The 17,664-nt window shown below is 75.5% G+C and carries 1 protein-coding gene (running past one end of the window); it reads left to right on the top strand.

Annotation, left to right across the window (positions count from 1 at the left end; all coding sequences use genetic code 11):
- On the top strand, positions 1–17,664 hold the end of the coding sequence (locus tag MUY22_RS37040) for a type I polyketide synthase (RefSeq protein ID WP_247051832.1). The gene continues 25,962 nt to the left of window position 1, outside the view; the window shows 17,664 of its 43,626 coding nt (coding positions 25,963–43,626); its start codon lies off the left edge, out of view; the stop codon is at positions 17,662–17,664.

The raw sequence follows: 17,664 nt of genomic DNA, 5'->3' as shown, positions 1-17,664 counted from the left end.
ACCCTGGTGCTGACCGGGCGGCTCAGCCCGGCCCGGCAGCCGTGGCTCGGCGAGTACGTCGTCGACGGCGCGCGCCTGCTCCCGCCCGCGGTCCTGGTGGAACTCGCGATCCAGGCCGGCGACCACACCGGCTGCCCGACCCTGGAGCGCTTCGACGCCGCTTCCGCGGCGATCCTGCCGGACGACGGCGCGCTGCAGGTCCAGGTCGTCGTCGGCGCCGCCGACGACACCGGACGACGCCCGATCGCCGTCCACACCCGGCCGGAAACCGACGACGCCGCGTGGACGTGCCACGCCAACGGCGTCCTCTCCACCGCGCTCGCCACCGCGGCGCCCGCCGAAGAGTGGCCGCCGTCAGGCGCTCAGGCCGTCGACGTCCTCACCGAGCACGGCCCGGCGTTCCAGGGCCTCACGGCCGCCTGGCGCCGCGGCCGCGAGCTGTTCGCCGAGGTCACGCTGCCGGAGCCGATCGACCCCGCGGGCTTCGCGCTGCACCCGGCGTTGCTGGACACCGCGCTGCAGGCGATCGACGGCGACCTGCCGGTCGCGTGGACCGGCGTCACGCTGCACGCCACCGGCGCGACCGTCGTCCGGGCGCACCTCACCCCGGCGGGCGACGGCTGGTCCGCCGAGCTGACCGACCTCGCCGGGCAGCCGGTGCTGTCCGTCGCTTCGGTGACGACCGGCCGCGTCCGCCAGGTGCGGCCGGAACCGGCCGACTCGTCGTACGGCCTCGACTGGCTCGCCCTTCCGGACCTGGTCGCGGCCCCTGCCGGGCGCACACGGACCGTGCAGGACGCCGCCGGCTTCGCCGAACCCGCCGACTGGTACCTGCTGCCCGTCCCGGCCGAACCCGCGACACCCGAAGGAATCCGGGCCGCGACAGGCCGGGTTCTGCGGGTGCTCCAAGCTTTCCTGGCCGACCCGGGTCTCGCGGACGCGCGGCTGGCCGTGCTGACCCGCGGCGCGGTGGACGGCGACGCCGATCCGGTCGCGGCGGCGGTGTGGGGCCTGGTGCGTGCCGCCCAGACCGAGGACGCCGGCCGGATCCTGCTGGCCGACGTCGATCGCGAACTCACCGACGCTGCCCTGCCGGCCGGTGCGGCCGCCGCCGGGGAGTGGCAGATCGCCGTACGCGACGACGTCGTGTCGGCGCCGCGCCTGACCCGGATCACCGCCGAAGCCGAGCGCAAGGCGGTGCTGGATCCCGCGGGCACCGTGCTCGTCACGGGTGGCACCGGCACGCTGGGTGCCGTCGTCGCCCGGCACCTCGTCACCGAGCACGGCGTGCGCAGCCTGCTGCTGTCGTCGCGACGCGGCATCGACGCCGAAGGCGCCGAAGAACTGCGGGCCGAACTCACCGGGCTCGGCGCCCGCGTCGACGTCGTGGCCTGCGACGTCGCCGAGCGCGAGCAGGTCCGCGCGCTGCTGGCGCACGTCCCGGCCGACGCGCCGCTCACCGGCGTGCTGCACCTCGCCGGGCTCCTCGACGACGGCGTGATCGCCGCCCTGGACGCCGGCCGGCTCGACACCGTCTTCCGGCCGAAGACCGACGGCGCGATCCACCTCGACGAGCTGACCCGCGACCACGACCTGGCCGCGTTCGTGCTGTTCTCGTCGGTGTCCGGCCTGATCGGCGGCCCGGGACAGGGCAACTACGCCGCCGCGAACGCGTTCCTGGACGCGCTGGCGACCCGGCGGCGGGCCGCGGGCCTGACGGCGACGTCGCTGGCGTGGGGCCTGTGGGCCCCGGCGAGCGGGATGACCGCGCACCTCGGCACCGCCGACACCGCGCGGATGGCGCGTTCCGGCATGAAGGCGCTCGGCGAGGCGCAGGGCATGCGGTCACTGGACCTCGCGCTCGGCTCGGCCCGTGCCATGGTGGCGCCGATGCTGCTGGACGTCCCGGCGCTGCGGGCCCAGGCCCGCGCGGGTGCCACGCTTTCGCCGCTGCTGCGGACGGTGGTCGGGCACGTCCGGGCCACCGCGACCAACACGGCGGCGGTCACCGGCGTGCCGACGCTGCTGGCCGGCCTCGACACCGCCGCCCGGCGCGCGCTGCTCGTGGAGCTGGTGCGGACCGAAGCGGCCGTGGTGCTCGGCGGGGACACCCCGCTCCCGGAGTCACGGGCGTTCCGGGACGTCGGTTTCGACTCGCTGACCGGCGTGGACCTGCGCAACCGGCTGGCCGCCGCGACCGGGCTGACGCTGCCGTCCACGGTGGTCTTCGACCACCCGAACCCCGGCGCACTGGCCGATTTCCTGCTGGCCGAGCTGTCCGGCGTGGTCCAGGAGGCCGCGCCGGTGACCGCCGCGATGGTGACCACCGACGACCCGGTCGTGATCGTCGGTATGGGCGTCCGGCTGCCGGGCGAGGTGGGCAGCCCGGACGACCTGTGGGACCTGCTGCGCCGCGGCGGCGACGCGATCTCCGCCTTCCCGGACGACCGCGGCTGGGACGTCGACACGCCCTCCACCACCCGCTCCGGCGGGTTCCTGAGCGGCGCCACCCTGTTCGACCCCGAGTTCTTCGGGATCTCGCCGCGCGAAGCCGTCGCGATGGACCCGCAGCAGCGGTTGCTGCTGGAGACGTCGTGGGAAGCCCTCGAACGGGCCGCGATCGACCCGCAGTCGTTGCGCGGCCAGGACGTCGGCGTGTTCGCGGGCGCGTCGCCACAGGGCTACGGCGGCGCCCTCGGCGACAGCGAGGGCTTCGCGCTGACCGGGACGTCACCGAGTGTCCTTTCCGGACGGATCTCGTACGTCCTGGGCGTGCGCGGCCCGGCCGTCACGGTGGACACCGCGTGTTCGTCGTCGCTGGTGGCACTGCACCTCGCGGCGCAGTCGCTGCGGTCGGGCGAGTGCTCGCTGGCGCTGGCCGGCGGTGTGACGGTGATGGCGTCGCCGGGCGTGTTCGTGGAGTTCTCCCGCCAGGGCGGGCTGTCCGCGGACGGCCGCTGCAAGGCGTTCTCGGCCGCCGCCGACGGCACGGGCTGGGCCGAAGGCGCCGGTGTCCTCGTGCTGCAACGGCTGTCCGACGCGGTCCGCGACGGCCGCGAGGTCCTGGCCGTGGTCAAGGGCACCGCGGTCAATCAGGACGGCGCGTCCAACGGTTTGACGGCGCCGAATGGCCCGGCCCAGCAGGCGGTGATCCGCCAAGCGCTGGCCAACGCCGGTCTGGCCGCTGCGGACGTCGACGCGGTGGAAGCTCACGGCACCGGCACGGTGCTGGGCGACCCGATCGAGGCGCAGGCGCTGATCGCGACCTATGGCCAGGACCGGGACGCGACACGGCCGTTGTTGCTGGGTGCGTTGAAGTCGAACATCGGGCACACGCAGGCCGCGGCGGGCGTCGCGGGCGTGATCAAGATGGTGCTCGCGCTGGGCAACGGCGTCCTGCCGCGGACGCTGCACGCCGCCGAGCCGTCGGCCGAGGCCGACTGGTCGGCCGGCACTGTGCGGCTGCTCGCGGAGGAAACCGCGTGGCCGGACCGCGGTGGGCCGCGCCGGGCCGCGGTGTCGTCGTTCGGCGTCTCGGGCACGAATGCCCACGTCGTCCTGGAACAGGCGCCCGCCGCCGACCGGGTCGAGTCCGATGTGGACGTTCCGGTCGTGCCGCTCGTCCTGTCCGCGCGCAGCGAAGAGGCGCTGACCGAGCAGGCCGACCGGCTCGCGGCGTTCCTCGCGGACCGCACCGACCTCGCCGCCGTCGCCGGTTCCCTGCTGTCGTCGCGATCCCGGTGGGAACACCGCGCGGTCGTCGTGGCCCGTGACCACACGAGTGCCCTCGCCGGGCTGCGTGCCGGGACCGCCGTCCGGGGCGAGGTCGATCCCGCCGTCAGCGGCGTCGGCGTGCTGTTCACCGGCCAGGGTGCGCAGCGGCCGGGCATGGGCCGCGAGCTGTACGAGACGTTCCCGGTGTTCGCGGACGCGTTCGACGCCGTGTGCGCGGAGCTGGACCGGTGCCTGGGCGACACCGTCCCGGTACGCGACGTCGTGTTCGCCGAAGCGGGTTCCGCCGTCGCGGCCTTGCTCGACGACACGTTGTTCACCCAGGCCGGGCTGTTCGCCGTCGAGGTGGCGATGTTCTGGCTCGTGCGCTCGTGGGGTGTCCGGCCGCAGGTCCTGGCCGGGCACTCGCTGGGCGAGATCACCGCGGCGCACGTCGCGGGTGTGCTGTCGCTCGAGGACGCGGCGAAACTGGTGGCGGCGCGCGGCCGGCTGATGTCGGACCTGCCGCCGGGCGGCGCGATGGTCGCGATCGAGGCACCCGAAACGGACGTGCTCGCCGCGTTGACCGACGGCGTCTCCATCGCCGCGGTGAACGGGCCGGACTCGGTCGTCATCTCGGGTGCCGCCGACGCGGTGCACGCGGTCGCGGCGGAGTTCGTCGGCCGCGGTCGCCGGACGAAGGCGCTGACGGTCAGCCACGCGTTCCACTCCGCGCTGATGGACCCGATGCTCGACGCGTTCCGTGCGGTCGCCGAGTCCTTGACCTACGGACCGCCGTCGATCCCGGTGGTGTCGATGGTGACCGGCACGCTCACCGACGACCTGCGCACTCCGGAGTACTGGGTCGAGCAGGTGCGCCGTCCGGTGCGCTTCGCCGATGCCGTCACCGCGATGGGCCCGCTGTCGATCCTGCTGGAACTGGGCCCGGACGGTGTCCTCACGTCGCAGGTCGACGCGCCCGGTGTCGTGCTGACCCGGCGCGACCGGCCCGAGGCCGAGACCGCCGTCGCCGCACTGGCCGAGCTGTTCGTGCGCGGCAACGACGTCGACTGGACCGCGCTGGTCCCGGTCCCGCGGCACGCCGTTGTGCTGCCCACGACCGCGTTCCAGCACCGCCGGTTCTGGCTGGCCCCCGTCGCGGCCGGCGACGCCACCAGCCTCGGCCAGGTATCGCTGGACCACCCGCTGCTGGCCGCGGCGATGGAAGCCCCCGGCACCGGCGGCGCCGTGCTGACCGGCCGGCTGTCCACGGCGCTGCAGCCGTGGCTGGCCGACCACGCCATCGACGGCGTGGTGCTCGTCCCCGGGGCGGCCCTGGTCGAGTTCGCCGTCCAGGCAGGCGACCAGTGCGGCGTGCCGGTCGTCGATGAACTGGTCGTCGAGACGCCGATGGTGCTCACCGGCGCCGCGGCGCTGCGGGTGCAGGTGATCGTCGGCGAGACCGACGAGACCGGCCGCCGCGAGGTGACCGTCCACTCCCGCCCGGAGCACGGCACACCCGGCTGGACCCGGCACGCGACCGGCTGGCTGACCACCGAACCCGTCCCCGCCACGGCGCTGTCCGTTTGGCCGCCCGCCGGCGCCCGGCCGGTCGACGTGACCGGCTTCTACGACACCCTCGCCGCGCGCGGCTACGGCTACGGGCCCTCGTTCCAGGCCCTGACCTCGGCCTGGGCCCGCGACCGCGAGTTCTTCGGCGAGGTGACGCTGCCCGAGATCGCCGACCCCGCCGGGTTCGCCGTCCACCCCGCGCTGCTCGACGCGATGCTGCACGTGGCGCTGGTCGGGCTCGGCCCGGACGACGGATCGCCCGTCGCGCTGCCGTTCGCGTGGAACCGCGTCGCGGTGCACGCCACCGGGGCCCGCAGCGTGCGCGTCCACGTCTCGGAGCTGCCCGACGGGTCGGTGGCGATGACCGTCGCCGACCAGACGGGCGCGCCCGTGCTGACACTGGATTCGCTGGTCAGCCGGCCGATGCAGGCCACCGCCGCGGCAGGTGACGACGCGATGTTCGCCGTCACCTGGACGGCGTTGCCGCAGGCGGAATCCCGGCCCGCGGAGGTCCGGTACGTCATGGCGGCCGCCGACGTCACGGAACCGGCGCCCTGGCTGGTGCTGCCGGTCGACGTCGGCTCTCCCGAGCGGTCCGAGCCCGAACGGGCGCGGACGGCCGTCGGCACGGTCCTCGCCGTCCTGCAGACGTTCCTGGCTGACGAGTCCACAGTGGACAGCAAGCTGGTCGTCACCACGACCGGCGCCGTCGCCACGGGCACCGAGGCCGTCGACCCGGTCGCCGCGGCCGTCTGGGGCCTGGTGCGGTCCGCGCAGACCGAGCACCCCGACCGGGTCGTGCTCGCCGACCTCGACGCCCCGGGTGAGTTCGTGCCCGGGATCGCCGCGTTCGTCGAGACCGGCGAGACCCAGTTCGCCCTGCGTGACGGCCGGGTTCTCGTGCCCCGGCTGGTGCAGGCGGGTGCCGGTGAGCTGACCGTGCCCGCCGGGACCACGCCGTGGGCGCTGGCGACGACCGGCGGCAAGACCCTTGACGCGCTGGCGCTGCTGCCGCACCCCGACCTGCCGGAAACCCTGACGGGCAGCCAGGTCCGGCTCGCCGTCCGGGCCGCCGGCCTGAACTTCCGCGACGTCCTGACCGCGCTGGGCCTGTACCCGGGCGACACGGCCCGGCTCGGTGCCGAGGGCGTCGGTGTCGTCACAGCCGTCGGCCCGGACGTCACCGGCCTGCAGCCCGGCGACCGCGTGTTCGGCCTGATGGGGCACAGCTTCGGCCTGGTCGCGGTGACCGAGGCCGACCTGCTCGCCCCGGTGCCGGAAGCGTGGTCCGCCGAGGCGGCCGCGACCGTGCCGGTGGCGTTCCTGACCGCGTACTACGCCCTGGTCGAGCTGGCGGACCTGCGGCCGGGCGAGAAGATCCTGATCCACGCGGCCGCCGGCGGCGTCGGCATGGCCGCCGTCCAGCTGGCCCGTCACCTCGGCGCCGACGTGTTCGCCACGGCGAGCCCGGGCAAGCACGACGTGCTGCGCGGGATGGGCATCCCGGACGACCACATCGCGAACTCGCGCACCCTGGACTTCGCGGCGGCGTTCGGCACCGTCGACGTCGTGCTGAACTCCCTGGCCGGGGAGTTCGTGGACGCGTCGCTGGGGCTGCTGGCCGAGGGCGGCCGGTTCCTGGAGATGGGCAAGACCGACATCCGCGACGCCCACCCCGGCGTGATGTACCGGGCGTTCGACCTCTACGACGGCGGGCCGCCGCTGATCGGGCGGATGCTGGCCCAGCTGGTCGACCTCTTCGAGGCCGGTGCGCTGCGGCTGCTGCCCTTCACCGCCTGGGACGTCCGCGACGCCGTCGCCGCGTTCCGGTACATGGCCCAGGCCCAGCACGTCGGCAAGAACGTCCTCACGCTGCCACGCACGCTCGACCCGGCCGGGACGGTGCTGATCACCGGCGCGGGCGCGCTCGGCACGCTCGTGGCCCGGCACGTCGTCGACCTCGGCGTGCGCAGCGTCGTTCTCGCCTCCAGGCGCGGCGCGTCCGCCGACGGTGCTTCGGAGCTGGTCGCGGAGCTGCGGGAGCACGGCGCCGACGTCGAGGTGGTCGCGTGCGACCTGGCCGACCGCGCTCAGGTGCGGGCGCTGCTGGCGGGGATACCGGCGTTGACCGCGGTGATCCACACCGCCGGGGTCCTGGCCGACGGCGTCGTCGCCGCCCTCGACGCCGAACGCGTGGACACGGTGTTCCGGCCCAAGGTCGACGCCGCCGTCCACCTCGACGACCTCACTCGCGACCGCGACCTGGCCGCGTTCGTGCTGTTCTCCTCCGCCTCCGGCGTCCTCGGCGGGCCCGGGCAGGGCAACTACGCCGCGGCCAACACGTTCCTCGACGCGCTGGCCGTGCGCCGCCGCGCCGCGGGGCACGCCGCGACGTCGCTCGCCTGGGGTCTGTGGCGCCAGGACGGCGGTATGACCGGGCACCTCGCGGCGGCCGACACGACCCGCATGGCGCGGTCCGGCCTCGGCGTCGTCGAAGCCGCCCACGGCATGGCCCTGCTGGACGCCGCGCTGGCCAGTCCGGCCGCGTTGCTCGTGCCGATGGTGCTCGACCTGCCCGCTCTGCGTGCTCAGGCGCGGTCGGGACCGATGGCCCCGATGCTGCGTGAACTGGCCGGCCCCGGCCGGCGCACCGCGCACACCGCCGCGCCCGCCACCGGTGTGCCGGCCGGCCTGGCCGGGCTCGACCCCGAACAGCGGCTGGCCGCGCTGACCGACCTCGTCACCGCCGAAGCCGCGATCGTCCTCGGCGGCGGCCGCGGGATCGGCGCCGCCCGGGCGTTCCGCGACGCCGGGTTCGACTCGCTGACCGCCGTCGAACTCCGCAACCGGCTCACCAAGGCCACCGGTGTGCGGCTGCCCGCGACGGTCGTGTTCGACTACCCGACCCCGCGGGCCCTGGCCGGGTTCGTCGACGGCGAGCTGTTCGGCGCGACCGCCGTGGTGGCCCCGGCGCACACCGCCGTGACCGACGACCCGGTCGTCATCGTCGGCATGGGTGTCCGGCTGCCAGGCGGCGTCGCCACCCCGGACGAGCTGTGGGAGCTGCTGCGCACCGGCCGTGACGCGATCTCGGCGGTCCCCGCCGACCGCGGCTGGGACCTCGGCGACAGCCACCCGCGCTCGGGCGGGTTCCTGCACGACGCGGGCTCGTTCGACCCCGGCTTCTTCGGCATCTCGCCGCGTGAGGCGCTCGCCATGGATCCCCAGCAGCGGCTGCTGCTGGAGACGTCGTGGGAAGCGCTCGAACGCGCCGGGATCGACCCGTCCTCCCTGGGCGGGCGAGACGTCGGGGTCTTCACCGGCCTGGCCTACCAGGGCTACGGCGCGGGCGTGCGGTCGGCGGAGCTGGAGGGCCTGCTGGGCACGGGATCGGCGAGCAGTGTCGCCGCGGGCCGGGTGTCCTACGTGCTCGGGGTGCAGGGTCCCGCAGTCACCGTCGACACGGCGTGTTCGTCGTCGCTGGTGGCGATCCACCTGGCCGCGCAGTCGCTGCGCTCCGGCGAGTGCTCGGTGGCGCTCGCGGGCGGGGCGTCGGTGATGGCGTCGCCGTCGATGTTCACCGAGTTCTCCCGCCAGGGCGCGCTGTCGGGCGACGGCCGCTGCCGCGCGTTCGCCGACTCGGCCGGGGGCACCGGCTGGGCCGAGGGCGTCGGCGTCGTGGTGCTGCAACGGCGGTCCGACGCGCTGCGGGAAGGCCGGGAGATCCTGGCCGTCGTCCGCGGCACGGCCGTCAACCAGGACGGCGCGTCCAACGGCCTGACCGCGCCGAACGGCCCGGCCCAGCAGGCGGTCATCCGCCAGGCCCTGGCCAACGCGGGGCTGCGGCCGTCCGAAGTGGACGCGGTCGAGGCGCACGGCACCGGCACGACCCTCGGGGACCCGATCGAGGCCCAGGCCCTGATCGCGACCTACGGCCAGGAGCGCGACGAGCCGCTGTGGCTCGGCTCGCTCAAGTCCAACATCGGACACGCGCAGGCCGCCGCCGGTGTCGCGGGTGTGCTGAAGATGGTCCTCGCCATGCGGCACGCGACGCTGCCCCGGACGTTGCACGTCGACACGCCGTCGTCCAAAGTGGACTGGGAGTCCGGCGCCGTCCGGCTGCTGACCGACACGACGCCGTGGCCCGAGGCCGGACGCCCGCGCCGGGCCGGTGTCTCGTCGTTCGGCGTCTCCGGCACGAACGCCCACCTCATCCTCGAACAGCATCCTGCGACCGCGGCTCCCGAACCTGAGCCCACCGGTGACGTCCTCCCGGTCGTGGTGTCGGCCCGGTCGGAAGCCGGGCTGGCGGCCGAAGCGCGTTCGCTCGCCGACTGGGTCACCGGCCACGGCGATCTCGGCGCGGTGGCCGCGTCGCTGCTGTCGGATCGCGCGCTCTGGGAGCACCGCGCGGTGGTCCTCGCGACGGACGTCGCCCAGGCCGCGGGCAGCCTGCGCGGCCTCGCGGACGGCGTGCCGGACCCCGGCGTCGTCCACGGCGTCACGCGGACTCCCGGCAAGACCGCGCTGGTCTTCCCGGGCCAGGGCGCGCAGTGGCCGGGCATGGGTGCGGATCTGTGGGACACCGAGCCGGTGTTCGCGGCCCGGATGGCGGAGTGCGCGGCCGCGCTGGCGCCGCACGTGGACTGGTCGCTCGCCGACGTGGTCCGGGGTCGCGACGCCCTCGACCGGGTGGACGTCGTGCAGCCCGTGTCGTTCGCCGTCATGGTGTCGCTCGCGGCGCTGTGGCGGTCCGTCGGCCTGCGGGTCGACGCCGTGGTCGGGCACTCGCAGGGCGAGATCGCCGCGGCCGTCGTCGCGGGCGCGCTGTCGCTGGAGGACGGGGCGAAGATCGTGGCCCGGCGCAGCCTGCTGATCGCCGCCCGGCTGTCCGGGCACGGCGCCATGCTCGCGGTCGGGATCTCCGGTGACGAAGCGGCTCGCGACGTCGAAGACCTGGCCGGCCGGGTGGAGATCGCCGCGGTGAACTCGCCGTCGTCGACGGTCTTGGCGGGCGAACCCGAGGCGTTGAACGGCCTGCGCACGGCTTACGAAGAGCGCGGGGTGCGTGTACGGCTGATCCCGGTGGACTACGCGTCGCACACCGTCCAGGTCGCCGGGATCGCGGACGAGCTGGCCGACGCGCTCGGCGACGTCGCCGCAGCGGCGCCGTCGATCCCGTGGTACTCCACAGTGGACGATCGCTGGGTCACCGAGCCGGTGGCCGACGGCTACTGGCTGCGGAACCTGCGCCAGCCCGTCCGGTTCGCCGACGCCGTGAAGGCGCTGGGGGAGCAGGGCTTCGGCGTGTTCGTCGAGTCCAGCTCGCACCCGGTGCTGACGACCGGCGTGCAGGACACGCTCGGTGAACCCGGCGCGATCGTGGCCGGCACGCTGCGGCGTGACCAGGGCGACCGTGCCCGGTTCCTGCGGTCGATGGCCGAGGTGTTCGCCGAGGGCGCCGACGTCGACTGGACCAGCCTGGTCCCGGCAGGCCGGACGGCGCTGCCCACGACGGCGTTCCAGCGCAAGCACTTCTGGCTCCACGCGGCCACCGACGGGGTCGCCGGGCTGGAGACTACGGAGCACCCGCTGCTCGGCGCGGTCGTCGACATCCCGGAGACGGGCGGGCTGGTCCTGACGGGCCGGGTTTCGCCGGCCACCCACCCGTGGCTCGCCGGCACGCTCGTCGAGCTGGTGATCCAGGCGGGCGACCACGCGGGCTGCCCGGTGGTCGACGACCTGCGGATCGAGACCCCGCTCGTGGTCCCGGCTCGCCTGCGGGTGTCGGTCGGTGCCGCCGACGAGACCGGCAAGCGGCCGGTCACGGTCCACTCGCGCCCGGACGGCGCGGACACCGCGTGGACCCGCCACGCCACCGCGACCGTCGGCACCGACCCGGCGCCGCGTCCGGCGCCGATGCCGGAATGGCCCCCGGCCGGAGCCGAGCCCCTCGACGTCGACGACTGCTACGACCGGCTCGCCGTTCAGGGCCAGACCCCCGGGCGCGGCCTGCGGGCCGCCTGGGCCCGCGGTGAGGACGTCTTCGCCGAAGTCACCCTGCCCGAGGACGTCGAACCCGCCGGGTTCGCGATCCACCCCGCTCTGCTCGACGCCGCGACGCACGTCGTGCTGGCCCGCGCCGGGATGGACCCGGTGGCGGCCGCCGACTGGACCGGCCTGACGGTCCACGCCACAGGCGCCACCACCGTCCGCGTCCACCTCGTGTCCACAGGGGACGGTGGGCACGCGCTCGACCTGACCGACCCGGCGGGCGAGCCGGTGCTCTCGGCCCGGTCCGTGCACACCCGGCGGATCCAGGTCACGACCGCCGCTCGCGAGACGAGCCTCTACGCCCTGGACTGGGTCCCGCTGCCCGAACCGGCCACGGTTCCGGCGGTGACTCCGGTAGAGCTGACCGGCGCCGCGGACCTCGCCGAGGTCCCGGATTGGTTCGTGCTGCGGGTCGACACCGGCGCGCCCTCGCGAACCGAGCCGGAGCGGGTGCGGCAGGTGCTGGAGCACGTTTTGCTTGAGGTGCAAGGCTTCCTGGCCGAACCCGCCTACGCGGACGCCCGGCTGGCGGTCGTCACACGCGGCGCCGTGAGCGTCGCCGACGACGTGCCCGATCCGGTCGCCGCGGCCGTGTGGGGGCTGGTGCGCTCGGCGCAGTCGGAGCACCCGGACCGGCTGCTGCTCGCCGATCTCGACGACGAGGCCGGTCTCGCGGCCGCGGTGGCCGCGGGCGAAGGGCAGGTCGCCGTCCGCGGTGGTCGCGCCTGGGTGCCGCGGCTGCGGCGCACCACCACCGACGACAAGCCGGCTGAACTGGACTCGGCGGGCACCGTGCTCATCACCGGCGGCACCGGCACGCTGGGCGCGCTGGTGGCCCGGCACGTGGTGGCGGCGCACGGCGTCCGCAGCCTGGTCCTGGCCTCCCGCCGTGGCCCCGACGCCGACGGCGCCGAAGACCTGCGGGCCGAGCTGACCGGGCTCGGCGCCCGGGTCGACGTCGTCGCCTGCGACATCGCCGACCGCGAGGCGGTGCGCGCACTGCTGACGCGGGTCCCGGCCGACGCGCCGTTGACCGCGGTCGTGCACACCGCGGGCGTCCTCGACGACGGCGTCCTCGCCGCGCTCGACGCCGACCGGATCGACACCGTGTTCCGGCCCAAGGCCGACGGCGCGGTCCACCTCGACGAGCTGACCCGCGACCGCGACCTGGCCGCGTTCGTCCTGTTCTCCTCCGCCTCCGGCACCCTCGGCGGGCTCGGCCAGGGCAACTACGCCGCCGCGAACGCCTTCCTCGACGCGCTGGCCGAACGCCGCAGCGCCGCCGGGCACGCCGCGACGTCGCTCGCCTGGGGCCTGTGGGCGCCGGCGAGCGGGATGACCGGCGACCTGGCCGCGGCCGACACCGCGCGGCTGGCGCGCTCGGGCATGAAACCGATCGGCGCCGAACAGGGGCTGCGGCTGCTGGACAGCGCGCTGGCCACGACCCGGCCCGCGGTGGTGCCGGTGGTGTTCGACGTCGCCGCGCTGCGGCAGCAGGCCCGCACCGGACCGGTGCCGGCGCTGCTGCGGGAGATCGTCGGGCACGTCCGCGCCACCGCCTCGGCGGCCGGAACCGGTCTGGCGGCCCGGCTGGCCGGGCTCGACACGGCCGGCCGGCGCGAGGTGCTGGTCGAACTGGTCCGCGCCGAAGCGGCCGTGGTCCTCGGCGGCGCGGCACCGGGCGTGTCCCGGGCGTTCCGCGACGCCGGCTTCGACTCGCTGACCGCCGTCGACCTGCGTAACCGGCTCGCGTCGGCGACCGGGCTCGCCCTGCCGTCGACGCTGGTGTTCGACCACCCGAACCCCGCCGCGCTCGCCGACCACCTGGGCTCGCGGCTCGCAGGCACCGAGCCGACAGCCGAAGTAGCCGTCGCCGTCACCAGCACCGACGACCCGGTCGTGATCGTCGGCATGGGTGTCCGGCTGCCGGGCGGTGTGACCAGCCCGGACGGCCTGTGGGAACTGCTGCGCCGCGGCGGCGACGCCATCGCGGAGTTCCCGGCCGACCGCGGCTGGGACGTCGGCTCCACCGGGTCGTTCGCCCGCCGCGGCGGGTTCCTCTACGACGCCGGGCTGTTCGACCCGGAGTTCTTCGGGATCTCCCCGCGCGAGGCCCTGGCCATGGACCCGCAGCAGCGGCTGCTGCTCGAGACGTCGTGGGAAGCCCTGGAGCGGGCCGGGATCGACCCGGTTTCGCTGCGCGGCCACGACGTCGGCGTGTTCACCGGCGCCGCCGCGCAGGACTACGGCACGCGGCTGCACGAAGGCGCCGGCAGCAGCGAGGGGTACGCCCTGACCGGGACGTCGTCGAGCGTGCTGTCGGGCCGGGTGTCCTACGTGCTCGGCCTGCGCGGTCCGGCGGTCACCGTCGACACGGCGTGTTCGTCGTCGCTGGTGGCCCTGCACCTCGCGGCGCAGTCGCTGCGGTCGGGCGAGTGCTCGGTGGCGCTGGCCGGAGGCGCCACGGTGATGGCGTCACCGGGCGTCTTCGCCGAGTTCGCCCGGCAGGGCGGGCTGTCCGCGGACGGCCGCTGCAAGGCGTTCGCCAACGCCGCCGACGGCACCGGCTGGGCCGAAGGCGTCGGCGTCCTGGTGCTGCAGCGGCAGTCCGACGCATTGCGCGACGGCCGCGAGATCCTGGCCGTGGTCAAGGGCACCGCGGTCAACCAGGACGGCGCGTCCAACGGCCTGACCGCCCCCAACGGCCCGGCCCAGCAGGCGGTGATCCGGCAGGCGCTGGCCAACGCCGGGCTGTCCACATCGGACATAGACGTTGTCGAAGCCCACGGCACCGGCACCACGCTGGGCGACCCGATCGAGGCCCAGGCCCTGCTGGCGACCTACGGACAGCGCGATGCCGGACAGCCCGTGCTGCTCGGTGCGCTGAAGTCGAACCTCGGCCACACCCAGGCCGCCTCCGGCGTCGCCGGGGTCGTGAAGATGGTGCTGGCCCTGGGCCACGGCGTGGTACCGAAGACCCTGCACGCCGACGAGCCGTCGTCGCAGGTGGACTGGTCGGCCGGGGCGTTGTCGCTGGTGACCGAGGAGACGGCGTGGCCGGAGCGCACGACGCCGCGCCGGGCCGCCGTGTCCGCGTTCGGGGTGTCGGGCACCAACGCCCACGTCATCCTGGAAGCGGCGCCCGCAGCGCCTGATGTGTCCACAGTGGACGCCGGACCGGTGCCGCTGATCGTGTCGGCGCGCTCGGCCCGCGCGCTGACCGAGCAGGCCGCGCGCCTGGCCGGGTTCCTCCAGGACGGCGCCGACCTCGCCGCGACAGCGGGCTCGCTGGTGGCTGCCCGGACGACGTGGGAGCACCGGCTCGTCGTGCCGGCTCTGGACCGGGACGCGGCCGTGGCCGCACTGCGCGACGGCACCGGGGTCGTCCGCGGCGAGATCGATCCTGCCGCCGGCGGGGTCGGGATCCTGTTCACCGGGCAAGGCGCGCAGCGGCCGGGCATGGGCCGCGAGCTGTACGAGACGTTCCCGGCGTACGCGGCGGCGTTCGACGCGGTGTGCGCGCAGTTCGACCCGTTGCTGGGTATTTCCCTGCGGGAAATCGTGTTCGGTGAGGACATGGACGGCACGCTGTTCACCCAGGCCGGGTTGTTCGCCGTCGAGGTGGCGATGTTCCGGCTCGTCGAGTCGTGGGGCGTCCGGCCGAAGGTGCTCGCCGGGCACTCGCTGGGCGAGATCACCGCGGCACACATCGCCGGGGTGTTTTCCCTGGCAGACGCGGCGAAGCTGGTCGCGGCCCGCGGCCGGTTGATGTCGGCGCTGCCGCCGGGTGGCGCCATGGTCGCGATCGAGGCCGCCGAAGCCGACGTCCTCGCCGCGCTGGGTGACGACGTGTCCATCGCCGCGGTGAACGGGCCGGAGTCCGTCGTGGTGTCCGGTGCCGCCGAGGCGGTACACGCCGTCGCGGCGGAGTTCGCCGCCCGCGGCCGCCGGACCAAGGCGCTGACCGTGAGCCACGCGTTCCACTCGCCGCTGATGGACCCGGTCCTCGACGACCTGCGCGCGGTCGCCGAGACGCTGACCTTCCGGGACGCCGTGATCCCGGTCGTCTCGACCGTCACCGGCACGGTGACCGACGACCTCGGCACCCCCGGCTACTGGGCCGAGCAGGCCCGGCGCCCGGTGCGCTTCGCCGACGCCGTCACCGCGATGGGACCGCTGTCGGTGCTGCTCGAACTCGGGCCCGACACGGTGCTGAGCACGCTGGCCAACAGCCTCGACGGCGTCGCACCCGCCGTCGCGTTCACCCGCCGCGACCACGCGGAAGCCGACACCGCGCGCACCGCGCTGGCCGAACTGTTCGTCCGCGGCATCGACGTCGACTGGAGCACGCTCGTCCCGGCCCCGCCGCGTCCGGTGGCGCTGCCGACGACCGCGTTCCAGCACCGCCACTTCTGGCTCAAGCCCGCCGACACCACGGTCGTCGACGCGGCCGACGCCGCGTTCTGGCAGGCGGTGGACTCCGGCGACGTCTCGTCGCTGGCGGACACCGGCGACGCGGCGGCGTGGGCGGCCGCGCTGCCGCTGCTGGCGCGCTGGCGCCAGGCCCGCCGGGCCGAGTCCGAGCAGCTCGAGTGGACCTACCGGATCGGCTGGGACCGGGTGCTGCCCGGCCGCGCCGTCGCGGGCACCTGGCTGCTGCTGACCGACCCCGGCGCGGCCGAAGACGGTGTCACGGCAGCGTTTACGGCGGCCGGGATGACCACGAAGACCGTCGTGCTGTCACCGCACCGCGACGAGCTGGCCGACCGGATCACCGCGGCCGGCGCGGTGGACGGCGTGCTGTGCGTGGCCGACCGGGTCGAGCAGGTGGTGGTGGCGATCCAGGCGCTGCGCGCCACCGCCACCGGCGGCCGGCTGTGGGCCCTGACCCGGGCCGCGGTCGCCACCGGGGACGCCGACGTCGTCGCCCCGCGCGCGTCGCTGATCTGGGGGCTCGGCCAGGTGGCCGGGCTGGAGCACCCGGACCTGTGGGGCGGGCTGGTCGACGTGCCGGCCGGCGCGGACTCCCGGCTGCTGGCCGACGTCGTCGCCGTGCTGACCGGCGGCAGCGGCGAGGACCAGGTCGCGGTCCGGACCGCGGGCGTGTTCGCCCGCCGCCTGCACCGCGCGCCGGACACCTCGGCGTCCGGCGCGGAGTGGACCCCACGCGGGACCGTGCTCGTCACCGGCGGGACCGGGGCGCTCGGCGGGCACGTCGCCCGCTGGCTCGCCGGGAACGGCGCGGAGCACCTGGTGCTGCTGAGCCGGGCCGGCGACGCCGCCCCCGGCGTACCGGCCCTGGTCGCCGACCTCACCGGCGCCGGGGCCCGGGTCGACGTCGTGGCCTGCGACATCGCCGATCGCGACGCCGTCGCCGCCGTCCTGGCCGCCTACCCTCCGGACGCCGTCGTCCACGCGGCCGGCGTCAACAGCGAGGCCACGTTGATCGAGGACTACGAGGCCGCGGACGTCGCCAAGGTGCTCTCGGCCAAGGTCGACGGCGCCGCGATCCTCGACGAGCTGCTCGGCGACCGGCCCCTGGACACGTTCCTGCTGTTCTCCTCGATCGCCGGGGTCTGGGGTTCGGCGGGGCAGGGCGCCTACGCCGCGGCCAACAGCTACCTCGACGGCCTGGCGCACGCCCGCCGCGCCCGTGGGCTGGCCGCGCACGCGGTCGCCTGGGGTCCCTGGTCGGGCGGCGGCATGGCCGGCCACGGCGACATCGAGCGGGAGCTGCGCCGCCGGGCCGTGCTGACCATGGCCCCCGGGCCCGCGCTCGCCGCGCTGGGCCGGGTGCTCCGGCAGGACCGGCCGGCGGTGGTCGTCGCGGCGATGGACTGGCCGCGGTTCGCGCCGATCTTCACCGCGGCCCGGCCGAGCCCGCTGCTCGGCGGCCTGCCCGAGGTCCGCGAAGCCCTGACCGCCGGCACCGAGCCCGGCACGGGTGCGGACTTGCGCTCGCGGCTGGCCGAACTGCCCGCCGCCGACCGGCTCGAGGTGCTGGTCGAGCTGGTCCGGGCGGAGGCGGGCGCGGTGCTGGGCAGCGTCGAGCCGATCGGCGTGCTCCGGGCGTTCAAGGACGTCGGGCTCGACTCGCTCACCGCGGTCGAGCTGCGCGACAAGCTCGCCGCGGCCACCGGGCTCACGCTGCCCGCGACGGTGGTCTTCAGCTACGCCGACGCCACGGCACTGGCCGGGCACCTGCTGACCCGGCTCGCGCTGCCGGCCCCCGAAGAACCGCCCGCACCCGAACCCGACGACGAGGCCCTGATCGCGGGCATGGACGTCGACGAACTCGTGCGCCTCGCACTGGACGGAACCGACTGA

This window comes from Amycolatopsis sp. WQ 127309, from assembly GCF_023023025.1.
Classification (GTDB): domain Bacteria; phylum Actinomycetota; class Actinomycetes; order Mycobacteriales; family Pseudonocardiaceae; genus Amycolatopsis.
The sequence above is the reverse complement of the archived record's forward strand: the minus strand, read 5'-3'. Positions and strand labels throughout refer to the sequence as shown.